This is a genomic window from Dyella sp. (assembly GCF_036568765.1).
In the GTDB taxonomy this organism is placed as follows: domain Bacteria; phylum Pseudomonadota; class Gammaproteobacteria; order Xanthomonadales; family Rhodanobacteraceae; genus GSA-30.
Map to the genome: position 1 here is coordinate 1 of NZ_DATCRY010000001.1, position 23,014 is coordinate 23,014.

General features: G+C 62.9%; 20 protein-coding genes and 1 other RNA gene. 3 read left to right on the forward strand and 18 right to left on the reverse strand.

Annotated elements, in window-relative coordinates:
* The 17 genes from lpxC to rsmI form a co-directional block, all read right to left on the reverse strand.
* Positions 1-469, reverse strand: a 469-nt coding sequence (gene lpxC / locus VIM98_RS00005; protein WP_331991030.1) for a UDP-3-O-acyl-N-acetylglucosamine deacetylase, incomplete at its 3' end; no start/stop codon positions are given.
* 496 nt (positions 470-965) lie between these two features.
* A complete protein-coding gene (gene ftsZ, locus VIM98_RS00010; protein ID WP_331991031.1) occupies positions 966-2,141 on the reverse strand; it encodes a cell division protein FtsZ in 1,176 nt (391 codons plus the stop codon).
* A gap of 123 nt (positions 2,142-2,264) precedes the next feature.
* Positions 2,265-3,497 carry a cell division protein FtsA gene (ftsA, locus tag VIM98_RS00015; RefSeq protein WP_331991032.1) on the reverse strand — a complete coding sequence of 411 codons (1,233 nt, stop codon included), beginning with the start codon at positions 3,495-3,497 and terminating at the stop codon, positions 2,265-2,267.
* Positions 3,494-4,231, reverse strand: coding sequence for a cell division protein FtsQ/DivIB (locus VIM98_RS00020; RefSeq protein WP_331991033.1), 738 nt, complete (start codon positions 4,229-4,231; stop codon positions 3,494-3,496). Before VIM98_RS00020 ends, ftsA begins: the two co-directional genes overlap by 4 nt.
* On the reverse strand, positions 4,228-5,214 hold the full coding sequence (locus VIM98_RS00025; RefSeq protein ID WP_331991034.1) for a D-alanine--D-alanine ligase: 987 nt from the start codon (positions 5,212-5,214) through the stop codon (positions 4,228-4,230). Before VIM98_RS00025 ends, VIM98_RS00020 begins: the two co-directional genes overlap by 4 nt.
* The gene (murC, locus tag VIM98_RS00030; RefSeq protein WP_331991035.1) at positions 5,211-6,653 is read right to left on the reverse strand and encodes a UDP-N-acetylmuramate--L-alanine ligase; all 1,443 of its coding nucleotides are present in this window, start codon (positions 6,651-6,653) and stop codon (positions 5,211-5,213) included. Before murC ends, VIM98_RS00025 begins: the two co-directional genes overlap by 4 nt.
* On the reverse strand, positions 6,650-7,726 hold the full coding sequence (gene murG / locus VIM98_RS00035) for an undecaprenyldiphospho-muramoylpentapeptide beta-N-acetylglucosaminyltransferase (RefSeq protein ID WP_331991036.1): 1,077 nt from the start codon (positions 7,724-7,726) through the stop codon (positions 6,650-6,652). The genes murC and murG overlap by 4 nt, the downstream gene beginning before the upstream one ends.
* Entirely contained in the window at positions 7,723-8,976 is a 1,254-nt protein-coding gene (gene ftsW / locus VIM98_RS00040) for a putative lipid II flippase FtsW (protein ID WP_331991037.1), read from the reverse strand. Before ftsW ends, murG begins: the two co-directional genes overlap by 4 nt.
* 5 nt (positions 8,977-8,981) lie before the next feature.
* Positions 8,982-10,082, reverse strand: coding sequence for a phospho-N-acetylmuramoyl-pentapeptide-transferase (gene mraY, locus VIM98_RS00045; protein WP_331991038.1), 1,101 nt, complete (start codon positions 10,080-10,082; stop codon positions 8,982-8,984).
* Positions 10,072-11,439 carry a UDP-N-acetylmuramoyl-tripeptide--D-alanyl-D-alanine ligase gene (locus VIM98_RS00050; protein ID WP_331991039.1) on the reverse strand — a complete coding sequence of 456 codons (1,368 nt, stop codon included), beginning with the start codon at positions 11,437-11,439 and terminating at the stop codon, positions 10,072-10,074. The genes mraY and VIM98_RS00050 overlap by 11 nt, the downstream gene beginning before the upstream one ends.
* Positions 11,436-12,911, reverse strand: coding sequence for a UDP-N-acetylmuramoyl-L-alanyl-D-glutamate--2,6-diaminopimelate ligase (locus VIM98_RS00055; protein WP_331991040.1), 1,476 nt, complete (start codon positions 12,909-12,911; stop codon positions 11,436-11,438). Before VIM98_RS00055 ends, VIM98_RS00050 begins: the two co-directional genes overlap by 4 nt.
* The gene (locus tag VIM98_RS00060; protein ID WP_331991041.1) at positions 12,908-14,722 is read right to left on the reverse strand and encodes a penicillin-binding protein 2; all 1,815 of its coding nucleotides are present in this window, start codon (positions 14,720-14,722) and stop codon (positions 12,908-12,910) included. The genes VIM98_RS00055 and VIM98_RS00060 overlap by 4 nt, the downstream gene beginning before the upstream one ends.
* Positions 14,719-14,982 (reverse strand): cell division protein FtsL, encoded by a 264-nt coding sequence (gene ftsL, locus VIM98_RS00065; protein WP_331991048.1) that lies wholly within the window; start codon positions 14,980-14,982, stop codon positions 14,719-14,721. The genes VIM98_RS00060 and ftsL overlap by 4 nt, the downstream gene beginning before the upstream one ends.
* A gap of 5 nt (positions 14,983-14,987) precedes the next feature.
* A complete protein-coding gene (gene rsmH, locus VIM98_RS00070; RefSeq protein ID WP_331991042.1) occupies positions 14,988-15,917 on the reverse strand; it encodes a 16S rRNA (cytosine(1402)-N(4))-methyltransferase RsmH in 930 nt (309 codons plus the stop codon).
* 58 nt (positions 15,918-15,975) lie between these two features.
* On the reverse strand, positions 15,976-16,422 hold the full coding sequence (mraZ, locus tag VIM98_RS00075; RefSeq protein ID WP_331991043.1) for a division/cell wall cluster transcriptional repressor MraZ: 447 nt from the start codon (positions 16,420-16,422) through the stop codon (positions 15,976-15,978).
* Between the two features lie 292 nt (positions 16,423-16,714).
* Positions 16,715-17,081, reverse strand: an RNA gene (gene rnpB / locus VIM98_RS00080) — RNase P RNA component class A.
* Positions 17,082-17,127: 46 nt separating this feature from the next.
* Positions 17,128-17,952 (reverse strand): 16S rRNA (cytidine(1402)-2'-O)-methyltransferase, encoded by an 825-nt coding sequence (gene rsmI, locus VIM98_RS00085; RefSeq protein ID WP_331991044.1) that lies wholly within the window; start codon positions 17,950-17,952, stop codon positions 17,128-17,130.
* Positions 17,953-18,116: 164 nt separating this feature from the next.
* On the opposite strand from rsmI, the gene VIM98_RS00090 reads away from it, so the two are divergent.
* Positions 18,117-19,946 (forward strand): penicillin-binding protein activator, encoded by a 1,830-nt coding sequence (locus VIM98_RS00090; RefSeq protein ID WP_331991049.1) that lies wholly within the window; start codon positions 18,117-18,119, stop codon positions 19,944-19,946.
* A 389-nt stretch (positions 19,947-20,335) separates the two neighbouring features.
* On the opposite strand, the gene VIM98_RS00095 is transcribed toward VIM98_RS00090, so the two are convergent.
* A complete protein-coding gene (locus VIM98_RS00095; RefSeq protein WP_331991045.1) occupies positions 20,336-20,632 on the reverse strand; it encodes a hypothetical protein in 297 nt (98 codons plus the stop codon).
* Between the two features lie 390 nt (positions 20,633-21,022).
* On the opposite strand from VIM98_RS00095, the gene VIM98_RS00100 reads away from it, so the two are divergent.
* Complete coding sequence (locus tag VIM98_RS00100; RefSeq protein WP_331991046.1) at positions 21,023-21,598, forward strand: hypothetical protein; 576 nt, start codon at positions 21,023-21,025, stop codon at positions 21,596-21,598.
* A 16-nt stretch (positions 21,599-21,614) separates the two neighbouring features.
* A partial coding sequence (locus VIM98_RS00105) for a phospholipase effector Tle1 domain-containing protein (RefSeq protein ID WP_331991047.1) occupies positions 21,615-23,014 on the forward strand: 1,400 nt, incomplete at its 3' end.

The following is a 23,014-nucleotide window of genomic DNA, read 5'->3' on the forward strand; positions in this document are numbered from 1 at the left end:
AGAAGCCGACCTTGAAGCCCTCGAACGGCTCGAAGCTGGCCCACTTGTCGCCTTCCTGCACCTTCACCGGCTTCTTGATGCGGATGAAGCGCTTGGCTACCGGCTGCTCTTCGATACCCGCCGACTGCAACAGGAATACGAACGGACCGGCACTACCGTCCATGATCGGCACTTCCGGTGCCGACAGATCGACATAGGCATTGTCGATACCCAACCCTGCCATGGCCGAAAGCAGATGCTCCACGGTCGAAACACGCACGTCGCCGTTAACGAGCGTCGTCGACAGACGCGTATCGCCGACATTGTCGGGGCGCGCTGCGATATCGACGGGCGGCGAGAGATCCGTGCGACGGAAAACGATACCGGTATTCGGAGCGGCGGGCCTGAGCGTCATGTACACCTTGTCGCCGGTATGCAGTCCGACGCCGGTGGCACGAATGATGTTCTTGAGCGTACGCTGCTTGATCATTTTTTAAGTACCTATCTATAGGGGCAGCAGCCAACAGGGTACGGATGCTAACACAGTCTTAACTAACAAAATAGCAAACCGTACCGTACAGTCTGTTCACGCTTTCATATTCCTTTCATCTGAAAATGAAAGTCATTCCCGGCACGAACAGAAAAAACCCAATTCCATCAATGGATTAAATGACTCGACGCCCAGGCCAGGACGGGAATTCTGACCCGAGGCGTCGGTGCAAGCGGACGTAATCCATACGCCGCGCATCATGCGTTGTCCGAAAACGCACAGTCGATGAAAGCGTTCACTCACCTATGGCGGCAAACGCTCCAGGGCTGCGAGCAACGAACCTTCGGACCGGCTCCCTCGCAAAGGAGCCTGCCCGGGGTCAGGGCGATGCCCTGAACCCGTCACGACAGGTGAGTGACAGTCAGTTGCCGATTTCGTTCACTTTTTTCTAAGTTTTTTTTGCTTTTCCTCCATCCCTCTGTTCATTCCCATCGTCTCAGTCGGCCTGGCGACGCAGGAAAGCCGGGATATCCAGGTAGTCGAAGCTCGGATCGGCACTCTTGGCCGGGGCGGCATCGCGGCTGACGACCATGCCCTCCGGCTGTGCGTAATCCACCACCTCATTGCCGGTACCGGTACGGAGCACGACCGGGCGCGGCCGCTGGCGCATTTCCACCTGCTGGGTCGGCTGGCGCACCGGCTGACGCGAGGCAGCAGCGCGGTTCAGGCCGGTGGCCACCACGGTGACACGGACATCGTCCTGCATTTCCGGGTCGAGCGAGGTACCGATGACCACCGTGGCGTCTTCGCTGGCGAAATCGTGGATGACCCGCCCGATCTCGTCGAACTCACGCATGGTCAGGTTCGGGCCGGCGGTGACATTGACCAGGATGCCGCAAGCGCCATTCAAGTTGACGTCTTCCAGCAGCGGGTTGTTGATCGCCGCCTCAGCCGCGGCCTGGGCACGATCGTCCCCGCGAGCGGTGCCCGAGCCCATCATCGCCATGCCCATTTCGGACATCACCGTACGCACGTCGGCGAAGTCGACGTTGATCAGGCCGGGGGCGGTGATCAAGTCGGCAATGCCCTGCACGGCGCCTTGCAGCACATCGTTGGCTGCCTTGAAGGCATTGAGCAAGGTCACTTCGCGACCGAGTACCGAAAGCAGCTTTTCGTTCGGCACGGTGATCAACGAGTCGACATGCTGCGACAGATCCTCGATGCCCTTCAGCGCGACCTGCATGCGGCGACGGCCTTCGAAGGGGAACGGCTTGGTCACCACGGCCACCGTCAGGATGCCCTTCTCCTTGGCGAGCTGGGCGACCACCGGCGCAGCGCCGGTACCCGTGCCACCGCCCATGCCTGCGGTAATGAACACCATGTCGGCGCCATCGAGCATTTCCTCGATACGTTCACGATCTTCCAATGCTGCCTGACGACCCACTTCCGGATTGGCGCCAGCGCCCAGGCCCTTGGTGACATTGCCGCCGAGTTGCAGGTGCGTGCGCGAGCCGCAGCTCTTCATGGCTTGCGCGTCGGTGTTGGCGACGACGAATTCGACGCCCTCGATATTGGCATTGAGCATGTGTGCGACGGCATTGCCGCCGCCGCCGCCTACGCCGATGACCTTGATGACTGCATTGGGTGCGAGTTTTTCGATGAGTTCAAACATTTCCCGTCCTCCGTAGAGAGCTCTAGTTGTCGTTGTAACCCTGGTATCGGCACCTCCTGCCGATACCAGGGTGTCGGACAAATCCCTTTGTCCTTGGCGGCATCTCCCACGCCGCCAAATGCGTCAAAAATTCTTTGCCAGCCAGCCACGGAAGCGCTCGACCAGACCGCCGACACTGCCGCCCACCGGCCCGCTTACGCGCATGCCGCCGGAACGCGAGCCGTGCAGCAGCAGGCCGACACCAGTGGAATGCAGCGGGTTGGTCACCACTTCGCCCAGGCCGCTGACGTGCTGGGGCACGCCGATGCGTACCATCTTGTGGAAGATCTCTTCGGCCAGCTCCAGCGCACCTTCCATGCGCGAAGCCCCACCGGTCAGCACGACGCCGGCCGCAACCAGGCTTTCGTAGCCGGAGCGACGCAGTTCGTCCTGCACCATTTCGAAGATTTCCTCGTAGCGTGCCTGCACGCTCTGCGCGAGCGACTGGCGCGCCAGACGGCGCGGCGGGCGATCGCCCACGCTCGGCACCTGGATGGTTTCCTCGGCATGAGCCAACTGCGCCAGTGCGCAGGCGTACTTGATCTTGATCTCCTCGGCATGCGCGGTCGGCGTATGCACGCCGTAGGCGATGTCGTTGGTCACCTGATCGCCGCCGATCGGCAGCGACTTGGTATAGCGGATCGCGCCTTGCGTATAGATCGCGATGTCGGTGGTACCGGCGCCGATATCGACCAGGCACACACCCAGCTCGCGCTCGTCGTCGGTCAGCACCGATTTGGCACTGGCCACCGACGAAGGCACAAGCTCGTCGACCGACAAACCACAACGCTGGATGCACTTGCTGATGTTCTGCACTGCCGCGGCAGCACCCGTCACCAGATGCACGCTCGCCTCCAGGCGCACGCCGCTCATACCGACCGGCGAACGGATGCCGTCCTGGCCGTCGATGCGATATTCCTGCGACTCCTTATAGAGCACCTTCCGGTCGGCCGGGATCGCCACCGCGCTCGCCGCCTCGAGCACCTGCTCCAGGTCGCTGGGCATCACCTCGCGGTCGCGGATCGCTGCCGTACCGTGCGAGTTCTTGGTTTCCAGATGGCTGCCGGAGATCGACGCGTAGACCGAGCGGATATCGCAGCCGGCCATCAGCTCCGCCTCTTCCACTGCACGCTGGATCGAATGCACGGTCGACTCGATATCCACCACCGAGCCGCGCTTGAGTCCGCGCGATACATGAGTACCGATGCCGATGATCTCGATCGGCTCGCCCGGCTCGTACTCGCCAACGATCGCGACCACCTTGGAGGTGCCGATGTCGAGGCCCACGACAAGCTGTTTATCGTTCCTGGGTTTCATGTGCGGGGCGTGCCTCCAGCATTGACGGCAGGCGCCTGCGAAGGCCATCGCACGGCGAATCCGTTGGTGTAGCGAAGATCGGCATAGGCAAAGCCATCGTTGTGGCCAGCCATCAGCTGTGGATAAACATCGAGGAACCGGCGCAGTCTGCGGCCGGCCTGATCCCGATCGCCGACGACGATCTGCGCGCCGGTAGACGTAGTCAGGCTCCAGCTTCCGCGCTCGGTCAGCGCCACGCCGGTGATTCTCAATTTCGTATTGGCAAAGGCCTTCTGGGTCTCCGCATAGAAGCTCACTACTTCCGCCAGACGAGAATCCGGGCCACGCAGCTCCGGCAGATCCACACTGGCCGCTTCGTCCGGGGCATCGAACACCATGCCTTGGCGGCTGATCAACTTGCCGTCGTTCCACTTGGCGAACGGCTGCCGCTCATAGATACGCACCAGCAGCGTGTCGGGCCAGTGCTTGCGTACTTCCACCGATTCGACCCAGGGCAAAGCCTTCACCGAGTGCTGCACAGCGTCGAGATCGACGGCAAAAAAGCCCTTGCCCAAGCTCGGCAGCACGGCCGCGCGAATCTGCTCGGCAGTGACGTGCTTGAACTCCGCCTGCACGGTCAGCTCCGTCACCGGCCAGCGATTGGCCGCGAACCAGCCGCGCAGGACGCCGACGATCGGCAGCGCGACCAGAGCCAGGGCCAGACACCAGGCAACGAGGCGGACCATGCCTCTCACGTGCGACCTCCTTGCGCGGCATGAGATGCCGCGAAATCGCGATCGCGCTCGAAACTGGTTTCCAGCACTCGCCAGCACAACGTTTCGTAATCGATGCCCACGGCCTTGGCCGCCTTGGGCACTAGCGAATGCGACGTCATGCCCGGCGCGGTATTGACCTCCAGCAGCCAGTTGCAGCCATGCCGATCGCGCATCACATCCACACGCCCCCAACCCGAACACGCGACCGCATCGAAAGCTTGCAGCGCCAGCGCGCGCATGGCCTGCTCGGCGTCGCCATCGAGGCCAGGACAGATGTATTGCGTGTCTTCGGCGATGTACTTGGCGTTGTAGTCGTAATACTCGCCCTTGGGCACGATCTTGATCGTCGGCAGCACCTGGCGGCCGAGAATGCCTACCGTGAATTCGCCACCTTCGTTGGCATCGCCTTCGATCAGCGTCTCCATCAACAGGTCGCCGGGATAACGCAGCGCCAACGCCACTGCCGCATCGAGGTCGGCCTCCTTGAAGACGCGTGTCACGCCGACGCTGGAGCCTTCCCACGCGGGTTTGACGATCAACGGAAAACCGATCTCGCGCGCTGCGGCATGCACATCTGCACCGCGAGGAATGGCTTTGTAGCGCGGCGTAGGCAGGCCCATCGACAACCACACCTGCTTGGCGCGAATCTTGTCCAGCGACAAGGCCGAACCCAGCACGCCCGATCCGGTAAATGGAATGCGCAGCGCCTGCAGCGCGCCTTGCAGCTCGCCGTTCTCGCCGCCGCCGCCATGCAGAATGTTGAACACCCGCGCGAAATGCCCAGCGCGCACGGCATCCAGCAAAGCGGGGATGCCATCGATGGCATGGGCGTCCACGCCGCGCGCTTTGAGCGCAGCCAGCACACCGCGGCCCGAATCCAGCGATACCTCGCGCTCGGCGGAGCTGCCGCCCATCACGACGGCGACGCGACCGAACTGGGCGGGATCGGTAATCGTCTTCATGCCTTCTTCGTCCTCAGATGTCCGGTCTGGGCCAGATCCACGGCCACCGCGCCGATATCGCCGGCACCCAGCAGCATCAACAGGTCGCCATCGCGCAGTAGTGCCGGCAGGGTTTCGGCGAACTCGCGCGGATGCTCGATCAGCACCGGGTCGACCTTGCCGCGTGCGCGTACTGCGCGCGCCAGCGCACGACCGTCGGCACCGGCAATCGGTGCTTCGCCAGCCGGATACACCTCGGTCAGTACCAACACATCGGCGTCGGCCAGCACATTGGCAAAATCGTCGAGCAGATCGCGCGTACGGCTGTAACGATGGGGCTGGAACGCCACCACCAGGCGCCGCTCCGGCCATCCCCCACGCGCCGCCGCGAACACTGCCGCCAGTTCGCGTGGATGGTGGCCGTAGTCGTCGACCAGCAGAACCGCGCCCTTGTCCAATGCGACCTCGCCGCGGCGATGGAAACGGCGGCCTACGCCCTGGAATCCGGCCAGCGCGCGCGCAATCGCTTCGGCCTCTACGCCGAGCTGCCAACCGATGCTTGCGGCGGCCAGCGCATTGAGCACGTTGTGACGGCCAGGCAAATTCAGCACCACCGACACACTGCCCTCGCGACCCGGCAAATGCAGGTCGAAATGCATCTCGAAGCCGCGCTGGACGATGTTGGTCGCGCGTACATCGGCATCCTGGGCGTCAATGCCATACGTCATCACGCGACGCGCGGTCATCCGGGACAGCTCGGCCACTTCCGGATCGTCCACGCACAATACCGCCAGGCCATAGAACGGCAGGCGATGCAGGAAGTCACCGAAGGCTTTCTTCACCTGGGCGAAATCGTTGTTGTAGTTTTCCAGGTGATCGGCGTCGATATTGGTAATCGCGGCGATTACTGGCGACAGCAGCAGGAAGGAACCATCGGACTCGTCGGCTTCGGCCACGATGTACTGGCCGGTGCCGAGCCGCGCATTGGCACCGGCGGCATTGAGCTGACCGCCGATCACGAAGGTCGGATCGTAATCGGCCTCGGCCAGCACGCTGGCAACCAGACTGGTAGTGGTTGTCTTGCCGTGCGTACCGGCAATGGCGATGCCGCGGCGGAAACGCATCAATTCACCGAGCATTTCGGCGCGCGGCACCACCGGGATACGCGCGGCGCGTGCCGCGACCAGCTCAGGATTATCCTGGCGGATCGCGCTGGAAGTCACTACAACATCGGCATCGCCGATGTGCTCAGCAGCATGCCCCACGTGCACGACGATACCGAGGCCTTGCAGGCGCTGCGCGGTCGGTGAATTGGCACGATCCGAGCCGGACACCGCGTAGCCGAGGTTATGCAGCACTTCGGCAATGCCGCTCATGCCCACGCCGCCGATGCCGATGAAATGCACTCGCTGGAACGTGGTCATCAATTCTTCGTGTGCGTGAAGGCGACGCGGCGTCATGCGGCCACCTCCACACAAGCGCGCGCGATCGTCCGGGCCGCATCCGGTTTGGCCAGCGTGCGCGCGGCTTGCGCCATCGACAACAGCTTGTCGCGGTTTTCAAGCAGCATTTCGATACGCTGCGCCAAAGCCTGTACGTCCAGATTACGCTCCTGAATCAATTCGGCCGCACCCGCGGCGACCAGCGCCTCGGCGTTACGGGTCTGGTGGTCGTCCACCGCATGTGGGAAAGGCACGAGCAACGCGCCGAGTCCGGCGGCGGTGAGCTCGGCCAGGGTCAGCGCACCCGCACGGCAGATCGCCAGATCCGCCCAGGCGTAGGTGCCGGCCATGTCTTCGATAAACGGTACGATCTGCGCTTCTACGCCAGCCTTTTCGTAGGCTTCGCGTGCTTCGTCGATGCCACGTGCGCCGCATTGATGCAGCACGTCGGGTCGCTGCCCGGGTGCCAGTTGCGCCAATGCCTGCGGCACTGCATTGTTCAATGCGCGCGCACCCAGACTGCCACCGAGCACCAGCAAGCGCGGCCGCCCACTATGGGCTGCGAGACGTTCGGCCGGTGCCGGCAACGCGGCAATCGCCGCACGCACTGGATTGCCGACCCACTCGGCCTGTGGCAAGGCATCGGCAAAACCTGCCAGTACGCGGCGCGCATACGCCGCCAGCTTGCGATTGGTGTAGCCGGCAACGCGGTTCTGCTCGTGAACCAGTAACGGCCGTCCGCTCAAGCGCGCGGCAATGCCGCCCGGGCCGGCAACATAACCGCCCATCGACAACACACTGCGCGGCTTCACTCGACGCAGGATCGCCAGCGAGGCCAGCAATGCACGCACAAGCATCAGTGGCGCCAGCAAGCGTGTTTTCAGACCTTTGCCGCGCAACCCGCCCACCGGGACGGTAAACAACTCGATGCCATGCGATGGCACGACACGCGTCTCCATGCCGCCATTCGCGCCGAGCCATACGACCGGCACACCTTGCGCGCGCAATGCCTCGGCCACAGCCAGGCCGGGGAAGATGTGTCCCCCGGTGCCGCCGGCCATGATCAACACGGGGGCGTTACGCGCGCTCATGCGTTCACCGCCTGGCGCGCGGGCGCGGTGGCAGCTGCGACGGCGGCCGCGTTGGCGTCGGGCACTGCCACGGCCGGCGGCATGCGCGTGGCCATCTGACGTGCATCGATTGCACGGTTGATTTCGTAGGTGGCGCGCAGCAACACACCAGCCATGGCACACGTCAGCACGATCGAGGAACCGCCGTAGCTGATCAGCGGCAGGGTCAAGCCCTTGGTCGGCAACGCACCCAGGTTCACACCGATCGACACCATCGTCTGCAACCCGATCATCAACGAGATGCCGAAGGAAACATAACCGGCGAAGCGCTGACCCACGTCGATGCCCTTGACACCCATCGCCAGGCCGCGCCATACCACGACGGTGAACAGCACCATCACAGTCAGCACGCCGGCCAGGCCAAGCTCCTCGGAAATCACCGCGAAGATAAAGTCGGTGTGCGCTTCAGGCAGATAGGACAGCTTGAGCACACTTTGGCCCAGACCGACGCCCGTCCATTCACCGCGACCGATCGCCATCAACGACTGAGTCAGCTGGAAGCCGTCATTGAATGGATCCTTCCACGGATCCATGAACGAGGTCAGGCGCTTCATGCGATAGCTTTCGCTCGTCGCGGCGATGCCCAGCAACGGCATCAACGGCAAGCCCATGCCGAACAGGAAGATCGGCCGGGCGCCGCCCAACCAGACCATCGCGATGGCAACAGCGATCATCAGTGTGGCCGAGCCGAAGTCCGGCTGCGCCAACAACAGCAGCACGAACAAGCCGGCCACCATCAGCGGCTTGAACAAGCCGAGGAAGCGCGTCTCCACGCTTTCACGGTGACGCACCAGATAACTGGAGATATAGATCACCAGAATAAGCTTGACCGCTTCGACCGGCTGGAAGTTGGTGACGATCAGGTTGAGCCAGCGCCGCGCACCATTGATGCGCAACCCGAAGAACGGCAGGAATACCGCCAGCAGCAAACTGAAGGCCAGCAACATCAACAGGAAGGCGTTCTTTTCGAGGAGCTTCAATTCCGTACGCATGGCCGCCACGGCTAGCACCGTGCCCATGCCGAGGAACAACAGGTGCTTCTTCAGGAAATAGAACTCACCCATGTGGGTGCTGGCTGCCACGGCGATCGAGCTGGAGGTCACCATGACCAGACCCATACTCGCCAAACCGACGAGCGCGACCAGCAGCGGCATATCATATGCCCCCCGTGGCCCTTGTCGCCGTTTTGCCTGAGTCGAGTCGAACAACATAATGGTCAGCGCACCTTCAACGTTGCCAAGCCAATCAACACCAGCACCACGCTGATGATCCAGAAGCGCACGATCACCCGCGGCTCTGGCCAGCCCTTGAGCTCGAAGTGGTGATGGATCGGTGCCATGCGGAATATGCGTTTGCCGGTGAGCTTGAAGCTGGCGACCTGCGCCATCACCGACAGCGTCTCCATCACAAACACGCCGCCCATCACGATCAGCACGATTTCCTGGCGCACGATCACCGCCACGCAGCCCAGCGCGGCGCCGATCGCCAGCGCGCCGACGTCGCCCATGAAGACCTGCGCCGGATACGTGTTGAACCAGAGAAACCCAAGGCCCGCGCCGGCCAGCGCAGCGCAGAAGATCGCCAGCTCACCCGCACCGGGAATCACCGGAATCAGCAAGTGGCGCGAGAACTCCGCGTTGCCCGATAGATAAGCGAAGGCGCCCAGCGCGCCCGCCACCAGAATCGAAGGCATGATCGCCAGCCCGTCCAGGCCGTCGGTCAGGTTCACCGCATTGGAGAAGCCCACGATGATGAAGTAGCCGATCACCACGAAGAACAGGCCCAGCGGCAACGCCACCTGCTTGAACAAGGGCACGAACAGCGCCGTCTCCGCGACCGGTTGCGTGCCTGTGGCATGCGGGGCCGTGTAATAAAGAACGAGCGCCGCCGCCAGGCCGAACACCGATTGCCAGAAATACTTCCAGCGGCTGGCCAGGCCACGGCTGTCCTTGAGCACCAGCTTCTTGTAGTCGTCGTAAAAGCCGATAGCACCGAAGCACAGCAGCACGCCCAGCACCACCCAGATATAGCGGTTGGCCAGGTCGGTCCACAGCAGGGTCGCGACCGCCACCGACAGCAGGATCATCACACCGCCCATGGTCGGCGTGCCGGCCTTGGACAAATGCGTCTGCGGCCCATCCTTGCGCACCACCTGCCCGGCCTTGAGCGCGGCCAGTTTGCGGATCAGCCAGGGCCCCATCAGCAGCGACATCGCCAGCGCCGTCAGAGCGGCGGCAATGGTGCGGAAGGTGATGTACTGAAACAGGTGCAGCGCGGTGAAGTACTTGGACAGCCACTCGGCCAGTTCAGGCAGCATCGGGCGCCCCTCCTGCGTGCTTGCCGTCGCGCAGGACAGCGATGACCTGCTCCATGCCGGCGGAACGGGATCCCTTCACCAACAACGTGACGCCGCCGTGCAGCGCTTCATTCAATGCTTTGGCCAATGCTTGCTTGTCCGAATAGTGAGTGGCGCCGGCACCGAACGTTTCGACGGCCGCCGCGCTGAGCGCTCCGGTGGCGAACAGGCGATCGATGCCGCGCTGTTTTGCCCGCGCGCCGATAGCGGCGTGCATGGCGCGCGCCTGGGGGCCGAGTTCGGCCATGTCGCCCAGCGCCAGCCAGCGCTCGCCATCGGCCAACGCCAGCGTGTCGATGGCCGCGCCGACCGAACCCGGGTTGGCGTTGTAGCTGTCGTCGATCAGCATCCAACCGCCGGGCATGGCTTCCGTTCGCAGGCGGCCGGCGATCGCCGGCACCTGTTCCAATCCGTCGACGATGGTGTCCAACGGCACGTCCAGCGCCAGTGCGATCGAAGCGGCAGCCAGAGCATTGGCCACGTTATGGCGGCCAGGCAACGGCAGGTCCACTTCGGCATCGCCGATCGGCGTGCTCAGCACGAAGCGCGAACCGTCCATTGCCAGCTCGACAATGTCGGCGCCGACATCGGCCTTGTGGTCCAGCGCGAAACGAAGCTGACGACGACTGCCTGCCAGCCCGCCGAAAAAACTGGCGAAGGCATCGTCCGCATTGATGACCGCCACGCCGTCGACCGGCAAGGCCTGATAGAGCGCGCCCTTGGTTTCGGCCACGCCTTCTACGCTACCCATGCGCTCAAGATGCGCCGGCGCGATGGTGTTGACGAGGCCGATGTCGGGCCGAGCGATGGCAGCCAGATAGGCGATGTCGCCCGGCTTGCCCGCGCCCATCTCCAGCACGGCGTACTGCGTATCCTCGGGCATCGCCAGCAAGGTCAGTGGCAAGCCGAGTTCGTTGTTGTAGTTACCGGCATTGACATGCGTACGGCCATGGCGCGAGAGGATCGAAGCCACCAGGGTCTTGACTGTCGTCTTGCCATTGGAGCCGGTGATACCGACGACCTTTACGTCGCGCTGCGCGCGCATCGCGCTGGCCAGGTCGCCGAGCGCGAGCTCGGTGTCATCGACCACGATTTGCGTAATCGGCACATCGACCTTGCGCGTCACCAGGGCCGCCACGGCTCCCGCGGCGGCCGCCTGAGCGACAAAGTCGTGACCATCCGCACGCTCGCCCTTGATCGCCACAAACAAATCGCCCGCGACGATCTTGCGCGTATCGATGGACACGCCGCCGACATCGACGTCGACACCGAACAACTGACCATGCGTCCACAAGGCGATAATGGTTGCTCGCATCATGCGCGCACCTCCAGCGCCGCGCGCGCTACGGCGAAATCGTCGAACGGACGCTTGCCCGCGGCGCTTTCCTGGTAAGTCTCGTGGCCCTTGCCGGCCACCAGCACCACGTCGCCCGGGCGGGCGTCGGCCACCGCCCAGCCGATGGCCTTGGCGCGATCGCGTTCGATCAGCGCATTCTCCGGTGCGACAAGGCCAGCGACGATCTGTGCAACGATGGCATCGCCATCTTCGCTGCGCGGGTTGTCGTCGGTCACCACGATGCTGTCAGCCAGGCGTTCGGCGATGGCCCCCATCACCGGCCGTTTGCCGGCGTCGCGATCGCCGCCGCAGCCGAACACGCAAATCAGGCGACCGGCGCAATGCGCGCGCAGCGCGGTCAATGCCTGCTCCAACGCATCCGGCGTATGAGCGTAGTCGATCACCACCAGCGGCTCGTTGCCGAAGCCGCCCAACCGGTTCATGCGGCCGTTCACCGGCTCCATCGCCTCCACCGCCGCGACGATGCTTTCGAACGATTCGCCCAATGCGCCCAGGCAGCCGACCACGGCCAGCACATTGGCGACATTGAAACGACCGAGCAGGCGACTTTGCAGCGGACGCTCGCCCCAGGGCGTGCGCAGCACGAATGAAAGTCCTTCGGACGATGTCATGACCGACATCGCGATGATCGCCGCCGCCTGGTCTCCGACGGCGCTATAGCTGAGCGCCTGCACGCCGGCCGGCAGCTCTCGCAGCAAATCGCGACCGAAGGCGTCGTCGAAATTGATCACCGCCGCGCGCAACCCGGGCCAGGCGAACAGCTTGGCCTTGGCGGCACCATAAGCTTCCATGCTGCCGTGATAATCCAGGTGATCGCGGGTCAGGTTAGTAAATGCGGCGACATCGAACTTCACCGCGCCCACGCGACCCTGTTCGAGCGCATGGGAGGACACTTCCATCGCCACGTGGGTGGCACCGTCGGCGCGGAATCCGGCGAGCAGCCCCTGTACCTCGATCGCATCGGGTGTAGTGCGCTCGCCTTCGCGTAGCTTGCCGTGCAAACCGGCGCCGAGCGTACCGATCGTGGCGGCGCGATGGCCAAGATGCTCCAACGCATGCGCCAGCAGCTGCACCGTGGATGTTTTACCGTTGGTGCCGGTCACGCCGATCATGCCAAGCGCGCGCGAGGGATCGCCAAAAAAGCGTGCGGCAATCTCGCCGACCTGCGCATGCAGGCCATCGATCCATAGCACTGGCACATCCAGTGCATGCTCGCCCGTCGCTGGCGCTTCGGCCAGCACCACGCGCGCACCGCGTTGCACGGCAAGACCGGCGAACTTGATGCCATGCTCGCGCGTGCCGCGCAGGGCGAAGAAGGCGTCGCCAGGACGCACCCGGCGCGAATCCAGGTTGAGCCCCGAAACGACGATATCGCCGGCACTGGCGGTGTCGGCGATCCCATGGAGCAATTGATCGAGTCGTCGCGTGGTCATGGCGTTGCGTCCTCGACCGGCGCTTCTTCGATGTTCGGTGCGTCGGGCGGCTTGTTTCCGACCAGGCCGTTATTGCCTTGCAGTGGGCCGCCCGCATACCACCGCCCGATATTGTCCGGCGGGATATTGAGCAGGCGCAGCGCGCCATCCATCACCCTGGCGAACACGGGGCCCGACACCAAGCCGCCGTAATAACTGCCTTTCTTCGGATTATCGATCACCACAATGCCGACCAGCTGCGGATTCGATGCCGGCACCAGACCGGCAAAAGCCGCGCTATAGCTGTTCTTCGAATAACCGCCCGCCGAGGCCTTGTGAGCCGTACCGGTCTTGGCCGCTACTGTGTAGTTGGCGATCCAGGCATAAGGCGCGGCCGTGCCGCCCGGCTGCGTCACGGTGATCATCATCTTGACCACTTGCTGAGCGACTTCCGGTGCCACGATCTGCTTGGCTTCGCCATCGACGCCTTTGACGAAGGTCGGCGAATGCATGATGCCGTTGTCACCGATGGTGGCGTAGGCGTTGGCCAACTGCAGCGGTGTGACGTTCAAACCGTACCCATAACCCAGAATGGCTTTTTCCAGCGGCCGCCAATCGCGTCCGATCTTCATGTGGCCGGATGCCTCGCCGGGAAAGCCACTATTGGTGCTGTTGCCAAAGCCGAAAGCGCGATAGGTGTTGTACATCAAGTCCGTATCGAGCTGAACGGCGATATGCGCAGCGCCGACGTTGCTCGACTTGGTGAGCACACCTGTCGGCGTCAGCACACCCCAGTTATGGGTGTCATGAATATCGTGGCCGTAATAGAACCAGTGGCCGCCGTTGGTATCGATCAGCGGACTGGTCGGCGTGTATTTGCCACTGGAAAGCGCCGCCGTCATCAGGATTGGCTTGACGGTCGAGCCCGGCTCGAACAAGTCGGTCATCGCACGGTTGCGGCGATCGCTCACCGAACTGCTGTGCAACGCGTTAGGGTTGTAGGTGGGCCAGTTCGCCATCGCCAGCACTTCGCCGGTCTTGACGTCGAGAATGACGACAGAGCCGGAATCCGATTCCGACCTCTCGATCATGTTCTTCAACTCGTTGTACGCCAGGAATTGAATGCGCCGATCGATGCTCAACGTCAGATTGCGACCCGGCTGCGGCGCACGCACTTGCTCCACATCTTCGACGATGTGGCCCTGGCGATCCTTGATGACCCGCTTGGCGCCCGGCTTGCCGGCCAACCAGTCGTCGAAGGCCAGTTCCAGGCCTTCCTGGCCGTGGTCTTCGATATTCGTAAAACCGAGGATATGCGAAGTGACTTCGCCCGACGGATAGAAACGACGGTACTCGCGCTGTCCGGCTACGCCAGGCACACCCAGGTCCAGCACGGTCTGCGCCGCATCCGGGCTGAGCAGGCGGCGCAGATAGACGAACTCGCGGTCGGCACGTTGCAGCAGGTACTGCTTCAGCTGATCGGGGGCGATACCCAGTGCACGGCCCAGTTCGGGAATGCGGTCTTCGTTTTCCAACACTTCGGACGGGTTGGCCCAGATCGATACCACCGGTGTCGACACAGCCAACGGCTCACCGTTGCGATCGAAGATGGTGCCACGCGAGACGGCAATGGGTACTTCGCGCAGGAAGCGCGCATCGCCCTGGCTCTGGTAAAACTGCTTGCGCACCACCTGCAGATCGAACGCGCGCGCGACCAACCCCAGCGAAGCCAGGGCCAGCACGACCGCTACGGCGGTCATGCGACGACGCACTCTCGGACCGGTCTTCTGCTGGCGGCGCGCGGTCGGTGCGGAAACATCGCGCCGGCTCATTGCGTCACCAACCTGATATCTTGCGGAGGCGGCATGAACATGCCCAGCTTCTGCCGCGCCTCGCTATCGACCCGGCGCGGCTCGGCCCAGGTCGCCTGCTCCAGTTCCAGCTTGCCGTATTCGATATTTAATTCGTCGCGCTCGTTCTGCAGCCGCGACAACTCGATGAACTGGGTGCGGCTCTCGTGCTGCGTCCACACCACTGCGATGGCGCTGGCGAGTACGCCGGCCAGGAGGATCAGCAGCAGGATGGCGCCGATCAGCCTCATGCAAGCTTCTCCGCCACACGCAGCACGGCCGAGCGGGCACGCGGGTTGGCCGCGAGTTCCTGCTCGGACGGAAATTGCGCCTTGCCGACCGCGGTCAGACGCGCCAGCTTGGCCGCTTGCGGCGGACCGCGGCGGCTACCCTGCACCTTGCCGGACTGGTTGCGGATGAACAATTTCACCGCACGGTCTTCCAGCGAGTGGAAGCTGATGATCGACAGGCGGCCGCCAACCTTCAGTCGCTCCAAGGCAGCGGCCAGGCCGCGTTCGAGCGATTCCAGTTCGGCGTTCACGCGGATGCGCAAAGCCTGAAAGCTGCGCGTGGCCGGATGCTTGCCCGGCTCGCGGCGACCGACGACGCGCTCGATCAGCGCCGCCAATTCGCCTGTGCGCAGAATCGGCTTCTCCGCCCGCTGCTCCACGATCGCGCGGGCGATCTTGCGGCTGAAGCGCTCTTCGCCATAGACCCACAGCACATCGGCGATTTCGCGCTCATCGGCACGAGCAATGAAATCGGCCGCGCTCTCGCCCTCGGTGGTATCCATGCGCATGTCCAAAGGCGCATCGGCCATGAAGCTGAAGCCGCGTGCGGCCTCGTCCAATTGCGGCGACGACACGCCCAGATCCAGGAGGATGCCATCCAGGCCCGCAGCAGTTTCGTCCCATTCGGCCAACGAGGAAAAATTGGCATGGCGAATCGAAACGCGCGGATCGTCCGCAAATTCGGCCCGCGCGGCTGCAATGGCTTGCGGATCGCGATCCATCAGCAACAAACGGCCGTTCGGACCCAGGCGTGACAGCACCGCGCGAGCGTGACCGCCGCGTCCGAAGGTGCCATCCAAATAACGCCCGCCAGCCTGCACGGCGAGTCCCTCCACTGCTTCACCCAGCATCACCGGGATGTGCCGCAACGCTTGTCGCTCGGCCATGCCGCACTCCCGTCCCTAATCGTCGTTCGAGCCCACCTGCAGCCCTGCAACCTGACGGTTACAGGCGCAAATCCGACATGTCGTCGCTGATTTCGTCTTCACCGATGGTCTGGCGGATCTTCGCCAGATGAGCCTGTTCGCTCCAAAGCTCGAACTTGTTGCCCATGCCCAGAAGCACCGCTTTTTTCTCGATACCGGCCGCCGTCCTTTGACTTGCCGGGAGGAGAATGCGCGCGGCGCTATCGGGCTCCACCATCGCGGCGGCACCCACCAGCTTCATCTGCAATGCGCGATGCACCGCCTTGACGCTGGGGAGCGCGTTGACCTGGTCGCGCACCTGCTCCCACTCCGCGTGCGGGAACAGCCAAAGACATCCCGACTCGAAGGGGTTGTAGGTAATCACCAGCCGATTGGCGCAGGCCTGCTCCACCAGCTCCCGATACGCAGTCGGGATGGCCAAGCGACCCTTGTCGTCGACGGTGATGGCGGTTTCGCCCTGGAACACGACCCGATAACTCCACGAAATCCCACGATTTCACACCGGGTTCCACGATAGTCTCGCCCCCTGAGACTGTCAAGGGATTTTTGCTTGTGAATCAAGGAGAAAGGCAATGATGTGGCAGTAATTCCAGCCCTTTATGAGGAAGTAGGGCAAGGTATTTGAATGTTTGAGATTTTTTCCGTTACGCCTACAACAATTTGCGGCCAATCAGACTTGACTATGACCATCGGGACTGAACACGCGTTCATCCCACCGGCCCCCACCGCCGAGGCGGTGAGGGCCGGATCAGAAGGAAGAAAGGAGTCGGCCTGTAAGCCGGGTTCTGTTCGCCTGACGGCGCGACAGTCATTCTTCTCGGCCTGGCGTCACCGCCAGGCTCTAGCAACCAACCCGGGAACGACGCGGGCCGCGTCATAGTCCCCCTATTCGGTCTTGCTCCAGGTGGGGTTTACCGTGCCACGCGGCGTTAGCCCCGCGCGCGGTGCGCTCTTACCGCACCGTTTCACCCTTACCACGCGCGCCTTGCGGCGCCGTTCGGCGGTTTGCTTTCTGTTGCACTGGCCGTCAGCTCACGCTGCCCAGGCGTTACCTGGCACCTTGCCCTACGGAGCCCGGACTTTCCTCGATGCGCTCGCGCGCGACGCGACTGTCCGGCCGACTCCGCCGGCAATTATACGGCCACAATGACATTTGTGCTTGAGTTTGTGCCTACTCGTAGAGCGCCTTCCGCGGCGCACCGGTAATCGCCGCCGCCAGCTTCGCCGCCTTCGACGGCGGCAATTCCTCGCTGAGGATCGCAAACACGCGGCGCCCCTCGGCGAGACGCTCGTCAACCTCCTGACCACGGCCCGCCACCAGAATCACGCATTCGCCGCGCTGCTGATCCGGATCGGCTACGACGCGCGCAGCCAACGCCTGCAGCGGTTCGCCGATGACGGTTTCGAACAGCTTGGTCAGCTCCCGCGCAAGCACCGCTTCGCGTTCGCCGCCGAAAACATCGCGCATGTCCGCCAGACTCTCTGCGACGCGATGAGAGGATTCGTAGAACAACAACGTACGTGCGTCGCCGGCCAGTTCCTGCAAACGGCTGCGACGCGCGGCCGATTTCGGAGGAAGGAAGCCCTCGAAGACAAAACGGTCGCTCGGCAGACCCGCGACGGACAATGCCGCGATGGCCGCGCAGGCACCCGGCACCGGAATGCAGCGGATACCTGCCGCGCGCGCGGCGCGCACGAGACGGAAACCCGGGTCGCTGATCAACGGCGTGCCGGCATCGGAGATCAGCGCCACCGATTCGCCGCCCTGCATGCGCCGCACGATGGCATCGACCGCGTCGCGCTCGTTGTGCTCATGCAAGGCGAGCGTCGGCGTGTCGATGTTGTAATGCATCAGCAATGGACGGCTATGGCGCGTGTCTTCGGCGGCGATCACCGCAACGCTGCGCAGGGTCGCGATGGCGCGGGCGGAAAAATCGTCGCGATGGCCGATGGGCGTGGCCACCACCCATAACTGGCCCGGCTCGGGATGTGGCATCGCAAGTTCCTGCAAACAATGAGTTACGCGGCGTTTCATCTATCCCGCTGACAATGTCATTCATGCCGGCGCGGCGAATCGTGCTCACGGCGCCAGCCCCGCGGGGGCGATCGGCTATGATCGCTCATTGTGACTCAAGACCATAATGGATCTTACGGATGACCATGCGCCTGTATCGCACCGCAGTTCTCGGCCTGGCGATATCGCTTGCCATGACTGCCTGCGTTCCGCCCGCCGTGCAACGCTCGCCCGCCGAAGTGTCCGCCTCGCTGCATGCCGAGGCGCTGGCCCGGCAAGGACAGTTCGATCAGGCAGCCCGGGCCTATCTGGATCTCGCCCAGCTGGCGCCGGACAGTCGCGATCACTATCAGTTGCAGGCAGCCGAAGCTTACCGCCAGGAAGGCAAGCTCGAGCTCGCTGTTCCACTGCTTGCCGATATCAAACGCACGCGATTGACCGACAGCGACCCGGTGCTCTACGACCTCTTGCAGGCTGAAGTCGCACTGAGCCAGCACAATGCCGCGCGCGCGTTGCAGCTCACCACGCAGCCCACGGTGGCTCCGCCGCAGGCGTTGCAATTGCGCCTGCTCGAATTGCGCTCGCGCGCCATGGAGGCGAGCGGCGACTATTGGGGCGCCGCGCGAAGCCGCGTAGAAATGGACGATCGCCTCACCGGGCTGGATAACGCGCAGAACCGCAAACAGGCCATGGCCCTGCTCAATCGCGTCGGCGCCGAACAGCTCAAGCAGCGCGCGGCCGGCATGCGCCCTGGCGATCGCATGCTGCCGTGGATCAACGAAGCGCTCAGTCAGCTTGGCGTCGCAGTCGCTCGCCCGCAGCCGTCGCTGGATCAGCCGGTCGGCACCTTGTTGCCGGGCGACAATGCCGCGGTGCGGGAGGGCTACAAGATGCCCGGACGCGTCGCGCTGTTGCTCCCTATGGGCGGCAATTTCGCCGGTGCCAGCTCGATCATCCGCGAAGGCTTCTTTGCATCTTATGCAGATGCCGCGCGCAATCGCGCACCGCGCGCCGAGGTGCGCGTCTACGATTCGGGCGGCACGGCGGCAAGCGCGGTGAAGGCCTATCAGCAAGCCGTCGACGACGGCGCGCAACTGGTCATCGGTCCGCTGACACGCGGCGAGGTCTCCGCGGTCTTCGGACTGAGCCAATTGCCGGTGCCTGTCTTGGCGCTCAATCATCCCGACGACAAGGCCCTGCCCGCCTCCGGCGCCAGCGAATTCGGCTTGCTTCCGGAAACCGAAGGGGCGCAAGCAGCCGATCACATGGCCGAACAAGGCCTGCACAGTGCTTATACGATCGTCTCGAACGACGATTTCGCGCAACGAGCCGGCAGCGCCTTCAAGGCAGAATTCGAAGCGCGCGGCGGCACCCTTGCCGGCAGCGGCACCCTGGGCAGCGGCGTGAACTATGCGAGCACCATCGGCGCGCTGAACGCAGGTGCGGCCGCCAGCGATGCAGGCATCTTCATCAGCATGCGACCGCAGCAGGCGCGCTTGCTCCTACCGCAGTTGCACCTGGTGCATCTGAATCTGCCCGTCTTCGCCACCTCGCACGTTTATGGCGGTGCCGACGATGCCGGCTCCAATCGCGACCTGGATGGCGTGGAATTTGTCGATGCTCCCTGGTTGTTCGACGCCCAGCCGGGCCTGCCCAGCCATGACGATGTCGCAAACGCCCTACCCGCGGCGCGCGGCGTCTCGGCGCGCCTGTTCGCCTTCGGTATGGACGCGTGGAACCTCGTGCCTTACCTGGATTGGCTGCATGCGCATCCGGGCAGCTACCTCCCGGGCGCCAGCGGCCAGCTGACGGCCGATCAGTTCGGCCGAATTCGCCGCGTGATGATCTGGGCGAAGTTCCAGGATGGTTTGGCGCATCCGTTGAGTGGCAGCTTGCAGATGGATAGCGTGCCGGTGGCTTCGCCACCTGGACAGGAAGCGTCGCATACGAGTGGCGATAATCCGCCATCCTATTAAGTGAAGGCCCTCTCACCCAACTCTCCCCCGGGCAAAACCGGAGGAGAGGGAGCATACGGAGGCGAGCTTTCGCGCTCCGCGCCCGCATGAGCATCCGGCGTGCCTATGGGAGCGACTTCAGGGAACCTCTAAAAACTGGCTCTTCTGTGGGAGCGACTTTAGTCGCGACAATCGTGCCTCACCGCAAATCCTTGTCGCGACTGAAGTCGCTCCCACAACGATAGGATCCGTTCTCGCTGTGTCCAAGTCATTGACAGGTTTTTAGAGGTTCCCTTCAGTCGCGACATGCAAGGTGATGGTCGCGATTGAAGTCGCTTTCACAGGCAAGCTTAATTCGTAGCGTTATGGGGCCGCGGGAAACCCCACGGCCCGGTGGGACGGCGCCGCCGCTAGGCGCCTGGACCCTCCCGTCGACACAACGCATCGGCTCGTTCGCTCAGGACAGACATCATGACGGTCAAGCCGTCGACAGCGTGCGCGCCCAGTCGATAGGAGTGAGGTACCGAAGGGTTTGGCGTGCCGTCGCGTTCGGCCACGGCAAGAGCGAGAAACTGGACAGCGGTAAACATCGCACCGTTGATCTGGGCGAGTGTCAAATCCGCGGGGTGAGTCCAGGTTTGCGGACGAGGGATTGCCCCGAAGGGATTCGTGGGGCGTGCGTATGCCGTATCATTGGCATCAGCCATGAACAACTCCGTTGAAGTTGATTGTGGTCAGCGAGCCGTACGAGTTGGCGCTCATGCGGCTCGCGCTTTTGCTGCGCAGCGCAGCGATATCGCCCGCATGAGAGGTTCAATTCGGCCATGCGGGCAACAGCCGGAGCTTTGCACATCTGGTCGCAATAATCTTTCGGACCAGGCCTAGTTGCGCACGACGATTTTGTTGCGCCTCAGTTCCGAAAGAAACGCGGTGAAGTATGCACTTCAATTATCGCTAAGAACGCTAGCGCGATTTGTCCATACATTCATTAACTGTGACCTGCCCCACCTTCTCGCCGCCGTGCCAACACCGCCCGATGGCGTCCCGTTTCCGACTTCCCTAAGATAAAACCCACGGAAATAGGCAAGAGAGCCATCATGGATCATTGGCAACCACTCCCTTCACTGGCAGGTCCGCTCTACGGCAAGGAACCCTGGCCGTTGCGGTTCCATACGCACGACTTCGATGCAGCCTGCTACAACACGCTGGCGTGCAGCATTATCTACAACAGGCATCAGTTCGGCACACGCCAGTTAGGTTATGACGGTCAATACTACGATCGTCCTTCTGGTCCGCCTCCATCAGAACATTGGAAGGACGACTGGGACGGGAGCCATATCATTCTCACAGGCACCGGTGAAACATTTCCCGGGCCGGTTGAGATCGAATGGACGGCCATGGATGGTTCGCAGCATCAGGTCAGCCTGAATCTGGATGGCTTGTTCAGGGATCGTCTGGTGCTGCATAAGGTGCAGCGCAATGAGATCAGGGAAGCTTGGCTTGCCACATGCTCAGTGGATCCTGTAAGTCCTGACATATTGGTCGAGGTCAACGATCGCACCGTTAGCGTTTACATGCGCGCGACGGTAGTAACGGAAGCCGAGCAGATTCCCGGGAATCCCAATAGCCATATTCGCGACGATCTAATGTTGGCCTGGACGCTGACGTACTAAGCAAGGGAGTGCTGAAATGAGTGATAGGCCCAAATTGGGTGCCGATGGCGTCCCAAGCGACGGCGTAGGCCATGATCCAGCCACACCTACGCAGTTAGCAGAATTTAATCAAGCCAGTGAAACGCTATCACGCTTTCGCGTGCCTATCTTGGTGCACGCAAATCAACCACATGAAAGACTGTTCGTCGCCCTGTTCGACGGCACTGGCAACAACAAATTCACCGACCCGGCACATGCAACGAATGTGGCTGCGCTAGACGACCAGATCAAAGCGCTAAATAGAGATGGCAATAAGCAGATCTATGCAAAATATTTAGAGGGACCCGGTACCCAATCTGATCGATTAGTAGCCGCATGGGACTCCATAACAGGTTCCAGCTATGCCGATAACATCGACAAGATGTACAGAGATCTTGTAACTCAAACGAACAAATGGAGGCGCGCCGATCCTGATGTAGTTGTACATTTGCAAACTATCGGCTTCAGCCGTGGCGGCAGCCAAGCGGCAGGATTTGCCCGCTTGGTGCATGAACGCGGTATTCCAGATCTCAGCAGCCGCGCTTTCGATCTCAATGGCCAGATGGGCTATACGCGCTACCACATCCCACCGGGTGAACTTGTACAAACCGCAGGCTTCTTCGATCCAGTCGCGACTGGCGCGCCCATGCGATTCGACCGACGCCTTCCTCCGTCGGTCGTATCAGGCTTTCAGATCACGGCAAGCAACGAGCTGCGCGCGGCGTTTCCCTCCGATGAAATCATTCCACCCGGATTTTCAGAAGACGGACGCTTCCTCAATCTCAAGCTTCCCGGCGCCCACTCGGATATGGCTGGCGGCTATCTGCGCGACGGCCTGTCGATCCGTTGCGGCAACCTGATGATCGACTACTGCAATGCGGTACGCGACGAACCCTTCCTGCAAAAGCGTTACGAACCACAGGACCCGCGCCTCAACGTCATCCATCGCTCCACCGAAGGGAACCCCATCTTCCGGCTGGATCCGCGCACAGGGGTGCGTGGCGAACCCAGCGGCACCAATACGCAGCTCGTGCCGCCCGACTCACCTCACGCTGGCCCCCTTCCCCATCGCCCGGAACCCGTATCCCCCGACCTGATCGCGGGCGCCACGCACCGGCCGGTACCCATAGCTCCACCCATACAGACACCCGATCGGCCGTCATACCCGCGCGCCTCGCCTGAGGCGATCCTCGAAGCTGGCCGCTCCACACCCTTTGCGCCCAAGGTAGGGCGCAGCCTGGGGTCCGCCGCGATGGCCGTCGATATCGCCGACACCACTGCGCATACCGTCGGCCTGCTGAGACAGGGCAATAAGACCGGCAGCCGCTCCGAAGTGCTGCATTTTGCCAGTCGCAATATGACCGGCTGGGCAGGTGCCGAAGCCTTAGCGCTGGCGGG

Excerpts from the sequence above, each read along its gene's own strand:
- VIM98_RS00100 (WP_331991046.1), top strand. The coding sequence starts at position 21,023 with ATGGATCATTGGCAACCACTCCCTTCACTGGCAGGTCCGCTCTACGGC.
- rsmI (WP_331991044.1), bottom strand. The coding sequence starts at position 17,952 with ATGCCACATCCCGAGCCGGGCCAGTTATGGGTGGTGGCCACGCCCATC.
- rsmH (WP_331991042.1), bottom strand. The coding sequence starts at position 15,917 with ATGGCCGAGCGACAAGCGTTGCGGCACATCCCGGTGATGCTGGGTGAA.
- murC (WP_331991035.1), bottom strand. The coding sequence starts at position 6,653 with ATGACGCCGCGTCGCCTTCACGCACACGAAGAATTGATGACCACGTTC.
- murG (WP_331991036.1), bottom strand. The coding sequence starts at position 7,726 with ATGAGCGCGCGTAACGCCCCCGTGTTGATCATGGCCGGCGGCACCGGG.
- ftsZ (WP_331991031.1), bottom strand. The coding sequence starts at position 2,141 with ATGTTTGAACTCATCGAAAAACTCGCACCCAATGCAGTCATCAAGGTC.
- VIM98_RS00025 (WP_331991034.1), bottom strand. The coding sequence starts at position 5,214 with ATGAAGACGATTACCGATCCCGCCCAGTTCGGTCGCGTCGCCGTCGTG.
- VIM98_RS00095 (WP_331991045.1), bottom strand. The coding sequence starts at position 20,632 with ATGGCTGATGCCAATGATACGGCATACGCACGCCCCACGAATCCCTTC.
- VIM98_RS00060 (WP_331991041.1), bottom strand. The coding sequence starts at position 14,722 with ATGAGCCGGCGCGATGTTTCCGCACCGACCGCGCGCCGCCAGCAGAAG.
- ftsA (WP_331991032.1), bottom strand. The coding sequence starts at position 3,497 with ATGAAACCCAGGAACGATAAACAGCTTGTCGTGGGCCTCGACATCGGC.
- mraY (WP_331991038.1), bottom strand. The coding sequence starts at position 10,082 with ATGCTGCCTGAACTGGCCGAGTGGCTGTCCAAGTACTTCACCGCGCTG.
- ftsW (WP_331991037.1), bottom strand. The coding sequence starts at position 8,976 with ATGTTGTTCGACTCGACTCAGGCAAAACGGCGACAAGGGCCACGGGGG.
- VIM98_RS00055 (WP_331991040.1), bottom strand. The coding sequence starts at position 12,911 with ATGACCACGCGACGACTCGATCAATTGCTCCATGGGATCGCCGACACC.
- VIM98_RS00090 (WP_331991049.1), top strand. The coding sequence starts at position 18,117 with ATGCGCCTGTATCGCACCGCAGTTCTCGGCCTGGCGATATCGCTTGCC.
- VIM98_RS00050 (WP_331991039.1), bottom strand. The coding sequence starts at position 11,439 with ATGATGCGAGCAACCATTATCGCCTTGTGGACGCATGGTCAGTTGTTC.